The sequence below is a fragment of the Rhodococcus opacus genome, assembly GCF_012396235.1.
Lineage (GTDB): Bacteria > Actinomycetota > Actinomycetes > Mycobacteriales > Mycobacteriaceae > Rhodococcus_F > Rhodococcus_F opacus.
Window position 1 is genome coordinate 56,551 of record NZ_JAAXPA010000029.1, and the last position, 18,275, is coordinate 74,825.

The 18,275-nt window shown below is 67.1% G+C and carries 17 protein-coding genes and 2 pseudogenes; 11 read left to right on the forward strand and 8 right to left on the reverse strand.

Annotated features, from left to right (window positions below):
* Positions 1-43: 43 nt before the first annotated feature.
* From HGB39_RS29905 to HGB39_RS29920, 4 genes are all read left to right on the forward strand, one after another.
* Positions 44-838: a 2-keto-4-pentenoate hydratase gene (locus HGB39_RS29905; RefSeq protein ID WP_054246730.1), complete on the forward strand. Its 795-nt coding sequence runs from the start codon at positions 44-46 to the stop codon at positions 836-838.
* Positions 838-1,629 (forward strand): 2-keto-4-pentenoate hydratase, encoded by a 792-nt coding sequence (locus HGB39_RS29910; protein ID WP_005572659.1) that lies wholly within the window; start codon positions 838-840, stop codon positions 1,627-1,629. The genes HGB39_RS29905 and HGB39_RS29910 overlap by 1 nt, the downstream gene beginning before the upstream one ends.
* Positions 1,629-1,865 (forward strand): tautomerase family protein, encoded by a 237-nt coding sequence (locus HGB39_RS29915; protein ID WP_064080226.1) that lies wholly within the window; start codon positions 1,629-1,631, stop codon positions 1,863-1,865. Before HGB39_RS29910 ends, HGB39_RS29915 begins: the two co-directional genes overlap by 1 nt.
* A gap of 90 nt (positions 1,866-1,955) precedes the next feature.
* Positions 1,956-3,224 (forward strand): acyl-CoA dehydrogenase family protein, encoded by a 1,269-nt coding sequence (locus tag HGB39_RS29920; protein WP_005572661.1) that lies wholly within the window; start codon positions 1,956-1,958, stop codon positions 3,222-3,224.
* Between the two features lie 12 nt (positions 3,225-3,236).
* On the opposite strand, the gene HGB39_RS29925 is transcribed toward HGB39_RS29920, so the two are convergent.
* Positions 3,237-4,259, reverse strand: coding sequence for an AraC family transcriptional regulator (locus tag HGB39_RS29925; RefSeq protein WP_054246735.1), 1,023 nt, complete (start codon positions 4,257-4,259; stop codon positions 3,237-3,239).
* 124 nt (positions 4,260-4,383) lie between these two features.
* On the opposite strand from HGB39_RS29925, the gene HGB39_RS29930 reads away from it, so the two are divergent.
* The 3 genes from HGB39_RS29930 to HGB39_RS29940 are packed head-to-tail and all read left to right on the forward strand — an operon-like array spanning position 4,384 to position 6,989.
* Positions 4,384-5,598, forward strand: coding sequence for a cytochrome P450 (locus HGB39_RS29930; protein ID WP_005260734.1), 1,215 nt, complete (start codon positions 4,384-4,386; stop codon positions 5,596-5,598).
* Positions 5,599-5,601: 3 nt separating this feature from the next.
* Positions 5,602-6,630 carry an NADH:ubiquinone reductase (Na(+)-transporting) subunit F gene (locus HGB39_RS29935; RefSeq protein ID WP_043793349.1) on the forward strand — a complete coding sequence of 343 codons (1,029 nt, stop codon included), beginning with the start codon at positions 5,602-5,604 and terminating at the stop codon, positions 6,628-6,630.
* Complete coding sequence (locus HGB39_RS29940) at positions 6,627-6,989, forward strand: EthD family reductase (RefSeq protein WP_005572664.1); 363 nt, start codon at positions 6,627-6,629, stop codon at positions 6,987-6,989. Before HGB39_RS29935 ends, HGB39_RS29940 begins: the two co-directional genes overlap by 4 nt.
* Positions 6,990-7,011: 22 nt before the next feature.
* Here the strand turns inward: HGB39_RS29940 and HGB39_RS29945 are convergent, their stop codons facing one another.
* On the reverse strand, positions 7,012-8,019 hold the full coding sequence (locus HGB39_RS29945) for an AraC family transcriptional regulator (protein WP_043793351.1): 1,008 nt from the start codon (positions 8,017-8,019) through the stop codon (positions 7,012-7,014).
* A gap of 165 nt (positions 8,020-8,184) precedes the next feature.
* Here HGB39_RS29945 and HGB39_RS29950 point away from each other — a divergent pair, with 165 nt between their 5' ends.
* A complete protein-coding gene (locus HGB39_RS29950; RefSeq protein WP_005572668.1) occupies positions 8,185-9,747 on the forward strand; it encodes a 4-hydroxyphenylacetate 3-hydroxylase family protein in 1,563 nt (520 codons plus the stop codon).
* 27 nt (positions 9,748-9,774) lie between these two features.
* Positions 9,775-10,305, forward strand: coding sequence for an NADH-dependent flavin reductase (nphA, locus tag HGB39_RS29955; protein ID WP_005572670.1), 531 nt, complete (start codon positions 9,775-9,777; stop codon positions 10,303-10,305).
* A 65-nt stretch (positions 10,306-10,370) separates the two neighbouring features.
* On the opposite strand, the gene HGB39_RS29960 is transcribed toward nphA, so the two are convergent.
* From HGB39_RS29960 to HGB39_RS29980, 5 genes are all read right to left on the reverse strand, one after another.
* A complete protein-coding gene (locus HGB39_RS29960) occupies positions 10,371-10,790 on the reverse strand; it encodes a tautomerase family protein (protein ID WP_007296209.1) in 420 nt (139 codons plus the stop codon).
* A gap of 26 nt (positions 10,791-10,816) precedes the next feature.
* A complete protein-coding gene (locus HGB39_RS29965; RefSeq protein WP_007296210.1) occupies positions 10,817-11,569 on the reverse strand; it encodes an SDR family NAD(P)-dependent oxidoreductase in 753 nt (250 codons plus the stop codon).
* A 77-nt stretch (positions 11,570-11,646) separates the two neighbouring features.
* Positions 11,647-13,125, reverse strand: a complete 1,479-nt coding sequence (locus tag HGB39_RS29970) for an aldehyde dehydrogenase (protein WP_005572674.1) — start codon at positions 13,123-13,125, stop codon at positions 11,647-11,649.
* Between the two features lie 15 nt (positions 13,126-13,140).
* Positions 13,141-14,172: a 4-hydroxy-2-oxovalerate aldolase gene (gene dmpG, locus HGB39_RS29975; RefSeq protein ID WP_005260743.1), complete on the reverse strand. Its 1,032-nt coding sequence runs from the start codon at positions 14,170-14,172 to the stop codon at positions 13,141-13,143.
* Positions 14,169-15,047: an acetaldehyde dehydrogenase (acetylating) gene (locus tag HGB39_RS29980; RefSeq protein ID WP_011596410.1), complete on the reverse strand. Its 879-nt coding sequence runs from the start codon at positions 15,045-15,047 to the stop codon at positions 14,169-14,171. Before HGB39_RS29980 ends, dmpG begins: the two co-directional genes overlap by 4 nt.
* A 222-nt stretch (positions 15,048-15,269) precedes the next feature.
* On the opposite strand from HGB39_RS29980, the gene HGB39_RS29985 reads away from it, so the two are divergent.
* Positions 15,270-16,352, forward strand: coding sequence for a VOC family protein (locus tag HGB39_RS29985; protein WP_005571545.1), 1,083 nt, complete (start codon positions 15,270-15,272; stop codon positions 16,350-16,352).
* A gap of 90 nt (positions 16,353-16,442) precedes the next feature.
* On the opposite strand, the pseudogene HGB39_RS29990 reads toward HGB39_RS29985, so the two are convergent.
* Positions 16,443-17,588 (reverse strand): annotated as a pseudogene (locus HGB39_RS29990) (lipase family protein); the annotation flags it as partial.
* Between HGB39_RS29990 and HGB39_RS29995 the strand changes: the two are divergent.
* Positions 17,578-18,210: pseudogene (locus HGB39_RS29995) on the forward strand (cytosine permease); the annotation flags it as partial. The pseudogenes HGB39_RS29990 and HGB39_RS29995 overlap by 11 nt on opposite strands.
* Between the last annotated feature and the right edge of the window lie 65 nt (positions 18,211-18,275).

The following is an 18,275-nucleotide window of genomic DNA, read 5'->3' on the forward strand; positions in this document are numbered from 1 at the left end:
CGTCGCCCGAAGTCCGAACCGAATGACACAGAGCAGAGGTGCCATGGATACCGTCGCACGTAAGGCCGCCGACCGGTTGCTGGAGGTGTACCGGACGGGCGAACCGATCGACCCGCTGACCCCGGAGCATCCCGACGCGTCGATCGAACTCGCTTATCGCATTCAGCAAGTGCAGGTCGAGGAGTGGACGCTCGGCGGCGACGTCGTCAAGGGGCACAAGGTGGGCCTCGCGTCGCGGGCCATTCAGCGGCAGATGGGGGTGAACCAACCCGACTTCGGACATCTGACCGCGAGCATGTTCCATCTCGAGCACCAGCCCATACCGGCGGGGCGGTTCCTCCAGCCGCGGATCGAGCCCGAGATCGCGTTCGTGCTGGGCCGGCCTCTGTCCGGACCGGGTGTCACCGTCGCCGAGGCGGTCCGGGCGGTCGACTTCGTCCTTCCCGCACTGGAAATCGTCGACTCGCGGATCCGGGACTGGAAGATCGGCATCTTCGACACCATCGCCGACAACGCGTCGTCGGGCGGCGTCATCCTGGGCAGCCGACCGGTCGCGCTCGACGCGGTGGACCTGCGACTGGCGGGATGCACCCTCCACATCGGCGGTGAACTCGTCGCGACCGGCGCGGGCGGTGCCGTTCTCGGCTCGCCGCTCAACGCGCTCGTGTGGCTGGCGAACACTGTCGGCCCGATGGGCGTGACACTCGAACCGGGCCATGTCGTGCTTCCCGGCTCGATGACCAAGGCATTTCCCGTGAATCCGGGCGATTCGATCGTCGCGCAGATCAGCGGGCTCGGCAGTGTGACGGCCGTCCTCGGCACCAAGGAGGAACAGTGATGGGTACCGACGCATGGAGCGCAGCACTCGTGGCGGAGCGACTTTTACAGGCGGAAGATCGTGCCACGGCCCAGACGTCCATCAAAGCTGAGTGGGAGAGCCTCGACCTCGCAACGGCCTACGCCGCGCAGGACATCGCCCTCGGCATCCGGGTGGCGCGCGGTGAGAAGGTCACCGGCGTGAAACTGGGGGTCACCTCGAAGGCCAAGCAACGTCAGGTCGGTGTCGACGCACCGTCGACCGCGTGGCTGACCGACCGGATGATCCTCCCGATCGGGGAGACCGTGCCCCGCGACCGCCTGATCCACGCGCGGGCCGAACCGGAGATCGCGTTCGTCATGGGACGCCGACTCGAAGGTCCGGGCATCAGCGCAGCGACCGCCTTGGCCGCCGTGGATCACGTCGTGGGCGCGATCGAGATCATCGACAGCCGGTTCTCGGGCTACAAGTTCTCGATGATGGACGCGGTGGCCGACAACAACTCGTCCGGACGCTACGTCACCGGGCCGATCAGCCGGCGGCCCGAAGATCTCGACCTTGCGCTCGAGGCGTGCCTGCTCGAGGTCGACGGCGAAATCGTCGATTCCGCGACCGGTGCTGCGGTACACGGACATCCGGCCGAAGCGCTGGCGTTCGCCGCCAACACGCTCGCCGAACGGGGCCACGCCATCGAGGCCGGCTGGGTGGTGCTCACGGGAGGGATGACCGACGCGGTGCCGGTGGAGCCGGGCGCGCGGATTGCGGCGCACTTCACGAATCTGGGCACGATCACCGTGGCGGGAGGTCGCTGATGCCGATCATCGAGGTCACCATCGCCGAGGGCCGCAGCCCCGAGGAACTGCGCCTGCTGATCCACGAGCTCACCCACGCCGCTCACCGGGCGGTGGGGACGCCCGTCGCGAACGTCCGTGTGATCCTGCGCGAGACACCGAAGACACACTTCGCGGCCGGCGACGTCACGCTCGCCGAGCGGGAGGAAGCGGCGAACATCCGGGTATCCGGAACGACCGCCGACGTCGGCACCTGAGGAGTCGGGCATTGCGATTCGACGTCGAGGCGAAAACCAGACCCGGGTTACACAGGGAAGGCACGCATGCCGTCCGTCTCAGGAGATCCGATGCCCCCGAACAGTCCCGTCACCCTCGTCGCGGAGGCAGCGCCCGCCTCGCCCGCCGTCGCGCGCATGTCCGACGAGTTGTATCACGACCTGTTGTCCCCGAACGAGGTTCGCGACCTTCGTCTGCGGGTGCGCGACTTCGCCACCCGGGCGATCGAGCCCGTCGCGCATCGCATCGCCGGCGGCGACGAGCGGCTCGACGGCTTCCCACGTGACGCGTTCGAATCGATGGCGGCGGAGGGACTGTTCCGGATCCCGTTCCCGTCCGACGTCGGCGGCGACGGTCTGTCGCATCGCGCCACCGCGACCGCAGCCGCGGTGGAGGAATTGGCGTATTACTCCAACAGCGTCGCGGCCATCTACGACGTGCACTGCATCCTGGCGGGCACCGCGCTCGACCAGGGCACCGACGAGCAGCGACGCCGCTGGCTGCGGCCCCTCGTCGAGGGGGAGATCGTGGGTGCTTTCGCGACCAGCGAACCGGGTGCGTCCAGCGACCTGTCCCCCGACGCCGTGTCCACCGAAGCGACCCCGGACGGTGACGGCTGGATCCTCCGCGGCCGGAAACGGTGGATCACCAACTCCGTCGTCGCCTGTGTGGTGGTGGTGCTCGCACGCACCGGTGACGACCTCACGACCTTCATCGTGCCCACCAACGCGTCGGGCGTCACGATCGGAACCCCCGACCGAAAACTGGGGAACCGCGGGCAGATCACCGCCGATGTTAATCTCGACGACGTCCGCCTCGGGCCGGATTCGGTGCTCGGACGGGTCGGGGGTGGACTGCGCATCGCGCTGCAGACCCTCACCTACGGGCGCATCGGGATCGGTGCCGCGGGCGTCGGCATGGCGCAGGCCGCATTCGATCGGACTGTCGCCCATCTGAAGTCGCGGCACGCCTTCGGGGGTTCGCTCGCCTCGAAACAGCACTGGCAGTTCGTGATGGCCGACTACGCCGCGGATCTGGAGTCCGCCCGCAGCCTGTATCTCAAAGCGGCACTGCGGCTCGACGCCGGCGAGCGATTCCCCGAACCCGAGGCGGCGATGGCGAAACTGCGGGGCACGGACCTGGCCGCGCGGATCGCCCGAGATGCCGTGCAGGCCTTCGGCGGACTCGGCTTCGTCCGGTCGCTCGGCGCCGACGACACCGAGGGTCCGGTGGAGGCCATCTACCGCGACAGCAAGATCGGCGAGATCTACGAGGGAGCCAACGAGATCCAACGGTGGGTGCTGGCGCGTCAGATCTTCGGGCGCGACCACACCGGCTAGAGCGAAGAAAACCTAACGGTCCGTACGTGAATCGCCTTTGCCGTTGTGCTGTTCACGGAAATGCGCGGGGCTGACGCCGAACCGCTTGCGGAATGCGCGGCTGAAGTGTGAGACGTCGCGGAAACCGACACGGTCGCTGATCTCGGCGACGGTCGAGTCGGTGTCGAGGAGCTGCCCTCGGGCGCGGTCGAGGCGCAATTGGTACAGCCATGTGCGTGGGGTGGTGCCGGTCAAGCTGAACAGTTTGTGGATGTAGCGCAGGGACATTCCGAGTTCGACACCGATCTCGGCCGTCGAGTGGTCGGGGTCGTGCAGGTACCGCGTCATCGTCTGCTGCACCGTCCGGAGGTCGTCGTGGTGGACCCGTTTCGTCGCGGTCACTGGGCGCGCCTGCTCGGTGAGGGCAGAGGTGAGCAGATCGACCGCGGACGCGGCCACCGATGCCGAAGACCCCACCGACAACCGGGCGTCGGTCGTTGCTATGTCGACGAGAAAACGGGAGACGAGGCCGCCCATCCCGGTCTGCCCGGAGATCCCCAGCCCGGCGACGCCCTCCATGGCCTCGGCGGAAAGCCGGGAGATCAATAGTTGGCGGGGTGCACGCAGGACGACCTGCTCGAATTCCGTCCGGCCGTCCACGACGAAGGGTGCGGCCGAGTCGAGGATCCCGAATGCTCCCTGCTCGAGGGTCGCACTCCGCGAATGCTGCTGGAGGGTGGCCGTCCCCCGAGTGATCAGACACAGCAGGTAGTCGTCGTTGGGGTCGGACCGGATCATCTCGGGCGTGCGCACGACCGTGTGCGGGTCTGCGTGCACCACACTCACGGTCAGGTCCCCGAAGGGCCGCACCGTCAATTCCGCGGCGAACCGGGCGTGTCTGTCGGGCCAGTCGACGTCCATCTCGCAGTAGGTGGAGTCGAGGGTGTCCGCCCAGCGCACTCGCCCTTCGGTCGACTCCAGCTCGCGCGTACTCAGCACCATCGACGCGGCGCTGTCGGTGCAGGCGGAGTCATCCTTCTGTGCACTGTCGGTCATGTTCGATCGCACCTCCGCCTCCTAGTGTTCCAGATCACAGGCACTCCCCGCGCGGACGATCCCCGAAAGGCTCCGGGCCGCGCCCACTTCGAATCTTGCGAACCACTTCAGAGGAGACAGCGTCATGACCACCAGCACCACGTGGATCGAATCGATCACCATGGAGGAACTCGACCGCGATCCGAACCCGATCTACGACCGGCTCCGGCGCGAGGCCCCGATTGCGTTCGTGCCCGCGGTAGGGATGCACGTCGTGTCGTCGCGCGACCTCTGCCTGCAGATCGCGCAGGATTCCGAGACCTGGTCCACGGTGATCGCGCCCTCGGGTGGACGAACCTTCGGGAAAGGTACCGTACTCGCCGCCAACGGTGAACAGCACGAGAAAATTCGCGAATGGATCGATCCCCAATTGCGGCCCAGTGCAGTGGACTCCTATGTAGAAGCGCTGGTCCGGCCGCAGGCGCGCAGCCTCCTGGAAGGGATCGAGGATCTGGGTGCCGCAGACATCCAGGAGGCCTACTTCGCGCCGATCAGTGTGCGTTCGGTTGGGGACCTGATGGGTCTCACCGAAATCCCTTCGGAGACATTGGTGCGCTGGTTCCAGACGCTGGCGCAGTCGTACGGGAACGCGGAAGTCGACGAGAACGGAAACTTCGCCAATCCCGGGCCGTTCGAGGCCGGTGACCAGGTGAAGGCCGAGATCGTCGCCGCTGTCGGCCCGATGCTCGACCACTGGACCGAACATCCCGACCACACCCTGATCTCGCACTGGCTGCACGACGGGACGCCCGACGGCCAGGTCCGCGACCGGTCCGAGATCTACCCGAACATCTACGTGTTCCTGCTCGGCGCCCTTCAGGAGCCCGGGCACGTCATGACGACCACCCTGGCAGGGCTATTCCAGCACCCCGACCAGCTCGAACGCGTCATCGACGACCCCACCCTCATTCCGCGCGCCGTCAACGAGGGCGCGCGCTGGGTGGCCCCGATCTGGAGTGCCGCGGTGAAGGTCGCGGGCCGCGATGTCACCATCGGCGGCATCGACCTGCCGACGGGAACACCGGTCATGCTGGCATACGGTTCGGCCAATCGAGACGAGTCCGTCTGGGAGAACGCGGAGGCCTACGAGATCGACCGGCCCATCATGCCGCATCTGGCGTTCGGAGCGGGAAACCATGCTTGCGCCGGAACGTATCTCGGTACCGCGATCGTGCGGATCGCACTCGAGGAACTGTTCGAGACGATCCCGAACATCGAGCCCGATCCCGACCGCGCCCCGCAGTTCTGGGGATGGACGTTCCGCGGACCGCAGGGCCTGCACGTCACCTGGGAGGTCTGACCGATGGACCGTATGGTGACGGTGTCGGGGCAGGACGGGGCGTTCCCGGTCGCACCCGGCACGTCGGTCCTGGAAGCCGCATTGCGGGCGAATCGCTGGCTTCCGCACGCCTGTTCACAGGGGACCTGTGGCACGTGCAAGATTCGGGTTCTCTCCGGGGAGGTCGACCACGGCGCCGCCGACGAGACCATCCTCTCCGCCGACGAACGCTCGTCGGGACTCGCGCTGGCCTGCCAGTCGAAACCGCACGGAGACCTGGCCATCGCCCCCGTGAACGACGCCGACCCCGGCCGGCCGATGCACCCCCTCCGCGACTACACAGGCACAGTACGGGAACTGTCCGACATCGCTCGGCAGACCCGCAGGCTCGTCGTCGAACTCGACGAGCCGATGGAGTTCGACGCCGGTCAGTACGCCGAACTGATCGTGCCGGGCTCCGGTGTCGCGCGCCAGTATTCGATGGCGAACCCGCCGTCCGAGCAACGGCTGCTCGAGTTCCACGTCCGGAATACGGCGGGCGGCCTCGCCACCGAGGGCTGGATCTTCGACTCACTCGCGGTGGGTGACCGCATCGATCTGCGTGGACCGCTCGGCCAGTTCGGTGTCGTCGAAGCCCGGGAGGAGCCGGCCATCCTGATCGGCGGAGGCACCGGGCTCGCACCGCTCAAATCGATTGTCCGGCATGCACTGGATCACGATCTGCTACCGGCGATTCACCTCTACCACGGTGGTCGCCGGGAAGCCGACCTCTACGACGTCGAGTGCTTCCGCGCGATGGAGGCGACCGATTCCCGATTCCACTATCACCCGGTCCTCAGTGAGGAGAACTGGGACGGGGCAACGGGAATGGTCACCGACGCCGTGCTGGGTGACTTCGCCAGTTGCCGTGGCCACAGCGGATACCTGTGCGGACCGCCCGCGATGGTCGTCGCCGCCGTCAAGGCCTTGAAACGCCGCCGCATGTCGCCGCGGTTGATCTTCAAGGAGGAGTTCACCGTGAACGCTCCGCGGCCGGCGGCCGAGGCCGTGTGATCCCACTGTCCCCCAACCCGACCTACTACGCCGAGAACAGGAATTTCATGTACCGAGTGAGCATCATTTACAACCCGCCGACCGACCCGGCGGAATTCGACGAGTACTACGCCACAAAACACCTGCCGCTGGTCCGGCAGGTGCCCGGGGTCGTCCGATTCGCCGCCGGCAAGTGTGAGACCTTCGACGGCACTACTCCCGCGGGATACGCGCTCGCCGAGTTGTTCTTCGACTCCAAGGATGCCGCCGCGCAGGCTCTCTCGTCACCAGCTGGGCAGACGGCCGCCGGAGATCTCGCGAACTTCGCCACCGGTGGTGTCACGATGCTCTTCAGCAACGAGGACACCGTTCTTCCCTGACCGTACTTGTTGGCGCAGCGCATCACGAACCTCTGCGCGCGTGCTCCTTCCGGTACAGGCCGGGGCTCGAGCCGAAGGTGCTGCGGAACAACCGGCTGAAATGGGACACGTCGCGGAAGCCGGCGCACTCGCTGACGTCGGCGACGGACAGATCCGTGGTGAGCAGGTACTTTCGCGCAGCCTCGAGGCGGGCCTGGTACAGCCAGGCCCGCGTCGTGGTGCCCTCCGCATTGAACAGCTTGTGCACGGTGCGCAGCGACATACCCGCTGCCGCGGCGATGTCCGACAGCGTGATGTCGGCGTCGTGGAGATTCTGTTCGATCACCCGCTGAACCCGCGTGAGGTCCTCCGTGCGGTGCAGGTCTGCAGCGCTGGTCGCCAATAGGCCCTCGGTCAGGGCCGTGGCAAACATGTCGACGGCGGAGGATGCGAACGACACGGCAGCACCTTGCGACATCGGCGCGTCCATGTCCGCGATATCGACGAACAACCGACCGACCAGTCCGCCAGCCCCGGTGTCGCCGTGAATCGAGCGCGCCGTGCCGTGTTCGACGATTCGTCCCGGAAGGCGCGACGTGAGCACCTCGCGGGGGGATCGAACCACGACCTGTCGGAACGGGGCGGGTGAGTGGAACACGAACGGTGCGGCGCAGTCGAGGAGCGCGAAGGAACCCGGCTCCACCACCGTGGCCCGGCCGGACTGCCGGACCTCCACGCTTCCGTCCGTGACGAGGCAGACCAAATACCCCTCCCCCGAATCGGACTGGATCATTGCCGGCGATCGGACGACGGTGTGCGCGTCGGCCCGGATCGTGCTGACATGCAGATCACCGAACGGTCGCCCGCCCCACTCCGCGTCGAAGTGACGCCGAGGCTCCGGCCACGCCACGTCCGTCTCGCAGTAGAGCCGCTCCAGCGTGCTCGCCCACTGCATACGGCCCTCCCCGGTATCGAGCTCCCGTGTTCGCAGAGAGACGATCGCGGGCACGTCGGTGCGCGCGGAGTCATTCGATTGTTCGCGCTCAGCCATGTTCCACCACACCTCCGCCTAATAGTGTTCCAGATCACAGGAACTTGGCGTTCGGGTCAATATACCCCACCCCGTCGAGTACGACACCGACAGCGGTGACCGAGGCGCGCCGACGTCCTCGCCTTCCGAAACAGGTTCCTGCCCAACGAGACCAGGAGTGACTCCATGACCACATCAGCATTCGTCGACGATCGCGTCGGAGTTCCGAACGACGTCCGGCCCATGACGGGCGACGAGTACCTCGAGTCGCTGCGCGACGGCCGCGAGGTCTACTTCCGCGGGGAGCGCGTCGACGACGTCACCACCCATCCGGCTTTCCGTAACTCGGCGCGGTCGGTGGCGCGGATGTACGACGCACTGCACCAGCCGGAGGCGAAGGGCGTGCTGGCGGTGCCCACCGATACCGGAAACGGCGGCTTCACGCACCCCTTCTTCAAGACCGCTCGTAGTGCGGACGACCTGGTGCTCGCCCGTGACGCGATCGTGGCCTGGCAGCGTGAGGTGTACGGCTGGCTGGGCCGGTCGCCCGACTACAAGGCCTCGTTCCTCGGCACGCTGGGAGCCAACGCCGACTTCTACGGCCCGTACCGCGACAACGCCCTGCGCTGGTACAAGCACGCGCAGGAGCGGATGCTCTACCTCAACCACGCCATCGTCAATCCGCCGATCGACCGCGACAAGCCGGCCGACGAAACCGCCGACGTGTGCGTGCACGTGGTCGAGGAGACCGATGCGGGTCTGATCGTGTCCGGCGCGAAGGTCGTCGCGACGGGATCGGCGATCACTAACGCGAATTTCATCGCCCACTACGGACTGCCGCTGCGCAAGAAGGAATACGGCCTGATCTTCACGGTGCCGATGGATTCGCCAGGACTGAAGTTGTTCTGCCGCACCTCCTACGAGATGAACGCTGCGGTGATGGGCACGCCGTTCGACTATCCGTTGTCGAGCAGGTTCGACGAGAACGACGCGATCATGGTGTTCGACCGGGTGCTGGTGCCGTGGGAGAACGTCTTCGCCTACGACACCGACACCGCGAACGGCTTCGTCATGAAGTCGGGATTTCTCTCCCGCTTCATGTTCCACGGATGCGCTCGGCTCGCGGTGAAGCTCGACTTCATCGCCGGCTGTGTGATGAAGGGTGTGGAAATGACCGGCTCCGCGGGATTCCGCGGTGTGCAGATGCAGATCGGGGAGATCCTCAACTGGCGCGACATGTTCTGGGGGCTGTCCGACGCGATGGCCAAGTCACCCGAACAGTGGGTGAACGGCGCCGTCCAGCCGAACCTGAACTACGGCCTCGCCTATCGCACCTTCATGGGTGTGGGGTACCCGCGGGTCAAGGAGATCATCCAGCAGGTGCTGGGCAGCGGGCTGATCTACCTGAACTCCCATGCGAGCGACTGGGCGAACCCGGCCATGCGTCCCTACCTCGACCAGTATGTCCGCGGATCGAACGGCGTCGCCGCGATCGACCGCGTCCAGTTGCTCAAGTTGCTGTGGGACGCCGTCGGCACCGAGTTCGGTGGGCGGCACGAACTCTACGAGCGCAATTACGGCGGCGATCACGAGGCCGTCCGCTTCCAGACGTTGTTCGCCTACCAGGCGACCGGACAGGATCTGGCGCTCAAGGGATTCGCCGAACAGTGCATGTCCGAGTACGACGTGGACGGCTGGACCCGGCCCGACCTGATCGGCAACGACGATCTGAGGATCGTCCGGGGCTGAGTGGAACCGACGACGAGGAGCGCAGCCATGACCGAGACAGTGGGCGAACTCGATCCCGAGGTGACGCCGCTACACCTGCGGAAGGCGCTGGGACGGTTCGCCAGCGGTGTCACCATCGTGACCACCGCCGAATGCGAAGACGAGGACTCGGTGCATGGGATGACCGCCAATGCGTTCACCTCGGTGTCGCTGGACCCACCGCTGGTGCTCGTGTCCATCTCCACACGCGCGAAGATGGACACGAAGATCAGAGAGACCGGGACGTACGGCGTTTCGATTCTCGCCGGAGACCAGGAACCTGTGTCGTTGCACTTCGCGGGCGCGGCACACGAACCGGATCGGGTTCGGTTCGTGTGGCGCAGGGGCGTGCCGCTCCTCGAAGGCGCTCTGGTGCATCTCGCGTGCACCGTGGTCGCCTCGCACCCCGCGGGCGACCACACGCTGCACGTGGGCCGGGTCGAGCAACTCTGGTACGACGACGGGCACCCGCTCGTCTTCTACACCGGCAGTTTCCGGTCGCTGGAACTCCTCGGGCGCGACGAGCCCTGGGGGTTCTGAACCGAGTGCCGACGGCTGGCGGCCGCGACGAATGTCGCGGCCGCCATACGTATGTGTGGTGCAGCTCAGGGCACGGCCTGGGCACGAGCCGCGATCTCACCGGCACGAGTCGTGGCGGCCGCGGTCCCCGCGATCGCCCAGTTCGCCGGGTCGACTTCGATGATCTGTCCGCGCACGAGCGCACGCTGCGCACCGAGGATGTCGACGATCAGATCGGTGAACCGCGCCGCAAGTTCCTGACGTTGCGAGGCGGGGCGTCCGGCGAGCACGATCGCCGTGAAATAGGGCGCCGCGGGCGCGCCGTCTGTAACGGTGGTTCCCGCGACAGCGACATCGTCGGGCCGGTATCGCACGATGAACGCCCTTACGCGGTCCATCGGTGAGTCGAGAACCTCGGAGTAGCACCGACTCGCGGCGGTGAGCAGTTCTCGGTGCTGCTCGGCGGTGTAGGCGCCGTCGACGAGGTGGAAGTGGGCGACAGGCATAGGTGACAATCCTTTTCGGGAGTCGGTCAGTGGATTCCGTGGCGGGTTCCGGCATCGACGTTGATCACCGAGCCGTGCAGCACCGCGGCCTCCGGAGCGAGCAGGGTCTCGACGATCCAGCCGATCTCCTGGAGCGTCGGCAGCCGACCGAGGCTGGTCTTGGCGCGGTAGCGGTTCCAGATCTTCTCCGGATCCTGCCCGGTTTCGGCGGATTCGGTTTCGACGAAGGCACGCAGCCTCGGAGTGTCCACCGGTCCGGGAGCGATCGTGTGGGTGGTGACACCCTTCGGCCCGTAGAGGGCACTGAGTTGGCGCATGAGGTTGAAGACCGCAGCGTTCGCCGTGCCGGGCGCCGCATCGAGCGGACCCGGTTCGAGACCGAGGGAGCCGGCGATGGTGACGAAGCGGGAGCCGTCGACGAGATGGTCGCGGACGGCGTGCAGGAGGCGGACGAGTCCGCCCACCTTGATGTTCGTCGCCACGGCCAGGTCGCCTGGTGGAATCGTGTCGACGGAACCCCGCACCGGGAGGCCGGCGGCGAACAGCGCCATCCGAACGGGCGAGTCGATACACGCAGAGATCGTGTCGATTGCAGTGTCGTCGGCGATGTCGGCCACGCACGGCGTGATCAGGTCGTCGGAGATCGCGAGCTTCTCGAGTTCGTCGCCTCTGCGGGCGACGGCCAGCACTCGCAGCCCGCGGCGGGCCAATCGCAGGGTGATTTCGGTGCCCATCGCACCGGTCGCACCGACGACGACACAAAGGTCGGGTGTAGTCACAGCACAGTTCTCCTCGGTTCGGGAAGACGAAGGCCGGGACGGTGGGTACCGCCCCGGCCACTGGTGGACGAGTTCGATCAGCTCCGCAGGCGGATGGTGACCGCTCGGGGCTCGGTGAAGAATTCGCGGGAGTACTGGCCGCCCTCGCGTCCGAGGCCGCTGCTGCCTTCGCCACCGAACGGCAGTCGGAGGTCGCGCTCGAAGAAGGTGTTGATCCACACCGTGCCGGCCTTCCACCGTGCGGCCATGCGGTGCGCACGGTTGAGGTTGTCGGTGAACAGAATCCCTGCCAACCCGTACGGCGAGTCGTTCGCGATGCGCAGCGCCTCGTCCTCGGTGTCGAACCCGAGGACGGTCTCGACGGGCCCGAAGATCTCCTCACGCGCGGTGCGCGAGTCGTTGGTGAGCCCGGTGATCACCGTGGGCGGGTAGTAGAAGCCTTTCGCCCGCGCATCGTCGGTGAGCCGCGACCCACCGGTGACGACCTTGCCGCCCTCCTCCTGGGCCAGTTCGACGTAGCCGTGCACCTTCTCGAGGTGTCTTTGCTCGATCAGCGGGCCGAGGAAATTCGACGGGTCTTTCGGGTCGCCGACGGTGAGTTTCTTCGCCTCCTCGGTGAACCGGTCGAGGAATTCGTCCATGATCGAGTTCTGCACCAGCAGGCGGGAGCCGGACAGGCACACCTGCCCGTTGCCACCGAAGATCGCCCGGATCGCCATCGGAACAGCGACGTCGAGGTCGGCGTCGTCGAAGACGATGTTCGCGGACTTGCCGCCCATCTCCGCCGAGACCGGGGTGTGGTTCACCGCGGCGGCCTGGAGGATCCGCACGCCGGTGGCGCTCGAACCGGTGAACGTGATCCGGTCGACCCTCGGGTCCGCGGTGAGCGGACCGGCGACGGCCTCGCCCCCGAATCCGTGGACCACGTTGAGCACGCCTTCGGGAAGGCCGGCCTCTAAGGCGAGTTGCGCGAACCGGTGCGCGGTGAGCGGCGTCTGCGGTGCGGGTTTGAGAACGGTGGTGTTGCCGAAGGCCAATGCGGGGGCGATCTTCCACGTCGCGAGCATCAGCGGCGCGTTCCACGGGCTGATCGCCGACACCACCCCGGCGGGTGGGTACAAAACGTAGGAGAGCAGGTCGCCGTCCGGGTAGGCCTCGTTGGCGGCCATCGACACATAGTCGGCGAAGAACCGCAGATTGTGTGCCACCCGCGGGATCTCGGCGTGCAGGGACTGGTTGATGCTCTTGCCGCCGTCACGGGTCTCGATCAGCGCGAGTTCCTCACGGTGTTCGTCGACCTTGTCGGCTACTGCGTGCAGGATCTTCGCACGCTCCTTCGGCGACATCCGCGGCCACGGACCGTCATCGAATGCGGTGCGGGCCGCGGTGATCGCGGCCTCGCCGTCGTCGGCGGTTCCGCGGGGGACCGTCCCGAGCAGTGAACCGTCGTGCGGATCACGGGTTTCGAAGGTCGCCCCGTCCGAGGCGGCCACCCAGTCGCCACCGATGAGGTGACGAACCTCGGTCACCCCGGGTACGGATTCCGTCGTGGTCATGGTGCTCCTTGCCTGTCAGACCCCGGCCGGGGCCGGGGTCTCGTAGGTGCGGCCTGCGAGTTCGGAGGCGACGTCGATGATCATGTCTTCCTGACCACCGATGACACCGCGACGACCGAGTTCCATGAGGATGTCGCGGGCGGGCACCCCGAACTTCTTCGCGGCCCGCTTGGTGGGGTGGAAGAACGTGGAGTACACACCGGCGTAGCCGAGGACCAGTGCGGTCTCGTCGACGATCTGCGGTTCCTTCATCAGCGGTGCGACGATGTGTTCGGCGGTGTCGATGAGCGGGAAAAGGTCGACCCCGGTGTCCCAGCCGGCGCGTTCGAACGCGGCGGCGAGGACCTCGGTCTGCGCGTTGCCGGCGCTGGCGCCGAGACCGCGCAGGGACCCGTCGATGAACGTGGCCCCGTTCTCCGCGGCGGTCAGCGCGTTGGCGATCCCGACACCGAGGTTGTTGTGGGCGTGGAACCCGATGTCGGCGGTGATGGCCTGCCGCAGAGCGGCGACCCGGTCACCGGCGTGCCGGGGAACCATGGCACCGGCGGAGTCGACGACGTAGACGACGTCGGCACCGTAGGAGTCGAGTTTGGCGGCCTGCTCGGCGAGGGGTTGGGGGTCGAGCTTGTGGCTCATCATCAGGAACGTCATCACCGTCAGGCCCTGCTCCTTGGCCCACTCGACCGGCTGCTGCCCGCAGTCGGCCTCGGTGCAGTGCACCGCGACGCGGACCGTTTTGATGCCGGCGTCGATGGCCTGCTGCAGTTCGGCGAGGGTCGCGATGCCGGGCACGTAGAGGGCGGCGATGTCGGCGTTCTCGACGGCGTCGACCGCGGCGCGCACGTAGTCGGGGTCGGTGGCGGCGGCGAACCCGTACTGGATCGAGGAGGCGCCGAGTCCGATGCCGTGCGCGACCTCGATGGTCGGCACGCCGGCCTTGTCGAGGCCGCGCGCGATGTCGGCGACGTTCTGCGGGGTGAACCGGTGCGACACGGACGACATGCCGTCCCGCAGGGTCGTGTCGACGATCGTGATCTTCTTACTCACTGTGCTGCTCCCTGGACGAGGTTCTGCTGGGCCATGACGTCGGCCACCTGGACGGCGGCGGCGGTGATGATGTCGAGGTTGCCGGCGTAGGTGGGCAGGAAGTCGCCGGCGCCGACGACCTCGAGCATCACGGTGACCAGGTCGCCGTCGACGTCGACCAGGCGTAGCGAGTAGCCGGGGACGTACCGCTGGACCTTGGCGACCATGTCGACCACGGCGCGTTCGATGGCGGCCGGGTCGGGGTTGCGGACCTTGGCGTAGACGGTGTCGCGCATGTTCATCGGCGGTTCGGCCGGGTTGATCACCGAGATCGCCTTGGCACGGTCGGCGCCGGCGACCTGGGCGAGGGCGCGGCCGGTCTTCTCGCTGAATTCGCTGAGGTTCTGCCGGGTGCCGGGGCCGGCACTGTGGGAGGCGATGGCGGCGACGATCTCGCCGTAGGAGGCGTCGGCGACCTCGTTGATGGCGTAGAGGATCGGAATGGTGGCCTGGCCGGCGCAGCTGACCATGTTCACGTTGGGTGCGCTCAGGTGCGCGTCGAGGTTGACCGCGGGGACGACGTACGGGCCGACCGAGGCCGGGGTGAGGTCGATGGCGGTGATTCCGGCGTCGGCGTAGCGCGGCGCCGCGGCGGCGTGGATCTTCGCCGACGTCGCCTCGAACACGAAGTCCGGCAGTTCCGGCTGGGCCAGGAGCCAGTCGAGTCCGCCGGCGGAGGCTTCGAGGCCCTCCTGGCGGGCCCGGGCCAATCCCTCGCTGTCGGGGTCGATGCCCACCATGCACACGGGTTCGACGTGCTCGGACCGCAGCAGCTTGTACATCAGATCCGTACCGATGTTCCCGGATCCGACGATCGCGGCTTTCAATCGACTCATCTTCTAGGCCTTCCCTGGGCAGGCGGGGTGATGCGGTCGACGCTAGGAAGAATTCGCAGGTCCGGGACCGGCGATTCGGCTGTGCCGGACAGCGAGCGCCATCACGCGACCGCTGTTCGGCTATCACGAAAAGCGCTGACCGCCCCGGACCCCGTCCGCCACGCTCGTGACATCGACCACAACCGGTGCAGCAGGCCCGGACGTCGGAAACCAGGAGAAGCCATGAGTGACGCTCGTTTCGACATCGCGCACCTCGCCCGTGCCGAACTGTTCAGCCCCAAGCCGCAGGAGACGCTGGACTTCTTCACGAAGTTCCTCGGGATGTACGTGACCCACAGGGAAGGGCAGTCGGTGTACCTGCGCGGATACGAGGACCCGTATCAGTGGAGCCTGAAGATCACCGAAGCACCCGAGGCCGGGATGGGCCACGCCGCGATGCGGACGAGTTCTCCCGAAGCGCTCGAGCGACGGGCCAAGTCACTGACAGACGGCAACGTCGACGGCACGTGGAGCGAAGACCAGTTCGGGTACGGCAAGACCTTCGAGTACCAGTCACCCGACGGACACAATCTGCAGCTGTTGTGGGAAGCCGAGAAGTACGTCGCTCCCCCGGAACTGCGGAGCAAGATCCTCACCCGGCCGTCCAAGAAGCCGCTGCAGGGTATCCCCGTCAAGCGCATCGACCACCTCAACCTGATGTCGTCCGACGTGACCGCGGTGAAGGACTCCTTCGAACGGCACCTCGGATTCCGGACCACCGAGCGGGTCGTCGACGGCAACGTCGAGATCGGGGCGTGGATGAGCTCGAACCTGCTCGGTCACGAGGTCGCCTGCATGCGCGACATGACCGGCGGGCACGGCAAGCTGCACCACCTCGCGTTCTTCTACGGCACCGGGCAGCACAACATCGACGCCGTGGAGATGTTCCGCGACTACGACATTCAGATCGAAGCCGGCCCCGACAAGCACGGCATCACGCAGAGCCAGTTCCTGTACGTCTTCGAACCGGGCGGCAACCGCATCGAGCTGTTCGGCGAGGCCGGCTACCTGCACTTGGACCCGGACGCCGAGACCAAGACCTGGCAGATGTCCGACATCGACACCGGACTGGCCGTCGGAGGCGCCAAGCTGCCGTGGGAGTCGTATTTCACCTACGGCACCCCGAGCCCGCTGTCCCTGGACCAGCACATCGAAAAGTACGCCCACTTCGGGCCCGGTGCCCCCGATCCCGACGCCCTCGCGGCGGAACTCTCCGTCCCCGACGAGTTGGAGCACTCCCGCGCTGTCGCCGACGCGTCGCTCTGACACACCCTCGGTGAGCGCCAGGGTGGTCGCGGCCTCGTGCCGTAACCACCCTGGCGTCGCGTCGTCTTCGCGATCGAAGACCCACCGGTGTCAGTTCACTCTGCAGCCCTCGGCGATCGGGGTGTCGTTCAACCGGTCGACGATGTAGGACATGGCGCCGTTGGTGTCGTAGCCGTCGATGAGTTCGGGGCCGAAGTGGTTGGGGATGGTGGTGCCCGGTGCGATGGGCGGTAGGTCGTTGGTGCGGAAGGTGACCTGTGCGCCTCGGTCGCACCAGTCGGTGGCGAGTTGGCGGGCCTGCTCGTAGGGCACGGTGTCGTCGTTGCGACCGCTGGTGACGAGCACCGGGCTGCTCGGGGTGAGGGTGCCGAGGCGCTGCGCGTCGAAGACGGGGGCGGCTTCGGGGATGTCGCGTAGGTTGTCGAGCAAGGATTTGTGGTCGTTCGTGTACGTGCTGGTGCGCAGGAACGGCTGGTTGGCGATGACGTCACCGATGCACTCGGTGCTCAGCGTGTTCAGCATTGCCTGGCCCTCGGGAGTGATGCGTTCGTGCAGTGGTTTCTGCAACTCGGGATGGCGTGCGACGAAGCCGTTGATCGCGAACCCGATGGCACCGCCGATGAGGTTGCCGTCGATCTGGCCGAGCACGGTGAGGAGGTCGGCCGGCGGTCCGCCCGCCCAGGTGCCCTTGACGTTCAGTTCCGGGGCGAAGGAGGACTGGAGCTCCGCGGCGGCCGCGGCGGCTCCACCGCCCTGGGAGTATCCCCACAGGGCCAGTGGCGTCGTCGGACCGCTGCCGCCGAGTGCGTTCGCGGCGCGCGCGGCGTCGAGAACGGCGTGGGCTTCTTCGAGCCGGTTGACGTAGGTGTGGACTCCGGGGGTGCCGAGGCCGATGTAGTCGGTGACGAAGACGCGCGCTCCCATCGCGCTCCACACGTTGGCCGACAGCGCTTCCTGGTTGGCGGACAACGAGAACGGGGCCGTGGTCACGTTCAGCCCTGTGGAGAACGCGTGCGACGGGGCGCACTGATCACCCTGCCCGACCGTGCCGGGCGCGATGATCACGGTCGGCCGCGTGCCGCTGCCATTCCAGGGCCGGGTGGCGTCGATGAAGGTCCCGGTGACCGCTGTCGGGGAACCGTCCTGCAGCCGCGACGTGTACATCACCCGCTGCCCGGCGCCCGGCCAGGTGCCGTCCGTTCCGGGCACCGAGGCGAACAGGGGCATCGGTTCGGTGCCCGCCAACAACGCGATGACCGCCTACAGCTCCGGGCTCGCCCTGCAGTCGGTGGGCCTGCGCCTGCGCCGCTCGCGCAGCGTCCTGCTCGACGGCTCGATGGGTGTGGCCATGACGCTGTACGCCCTGCTCGTCTCCAACTTTCTCGACACCGTCAGCAACATGATGCAGCTCGTCGTGACCGTGATGGGTCCCGTCATGGCCGTGTACGTGGCCGACGTCCTGTGGCGCCGCAACCGCTACGACGGAATCGAGCTCGGCAACGAAACCAGCAGCAGCCCCTACTGGTACAGCGGTGGGATCAACTGGGCGGGAACGGCCGCCGTCTTCACCGGCATCGCCGCGGCCGCGCTCTGCGTCGCCGCGCCCGTCTACACCGGGCCGATCGCGAACGCGGTCGGTGGCGTGGACCTGTCGCTGCCGGTCGGGTTGATCGTCTCCGCAGCACTGTACGTCGTGCTGATGCGCTCGTACCGAACCCGCTGGGCCACCCTCGCGACAGTGCTGCTCGAACCCGAACACCGCCGTGCCCGCATCCTCGCCGGCACACCGATCGACGCCCGCCGAAGGTCGTGGATCACGCTCGACGCCACCGAGGCCGCCTGCGTCGTCGGCGGGTGACCCCGCGGCCTGTCCCGGGTACGTGAGCGGCAAAGCGTGTGCCCGCACTCTTTCCCACTCACCTG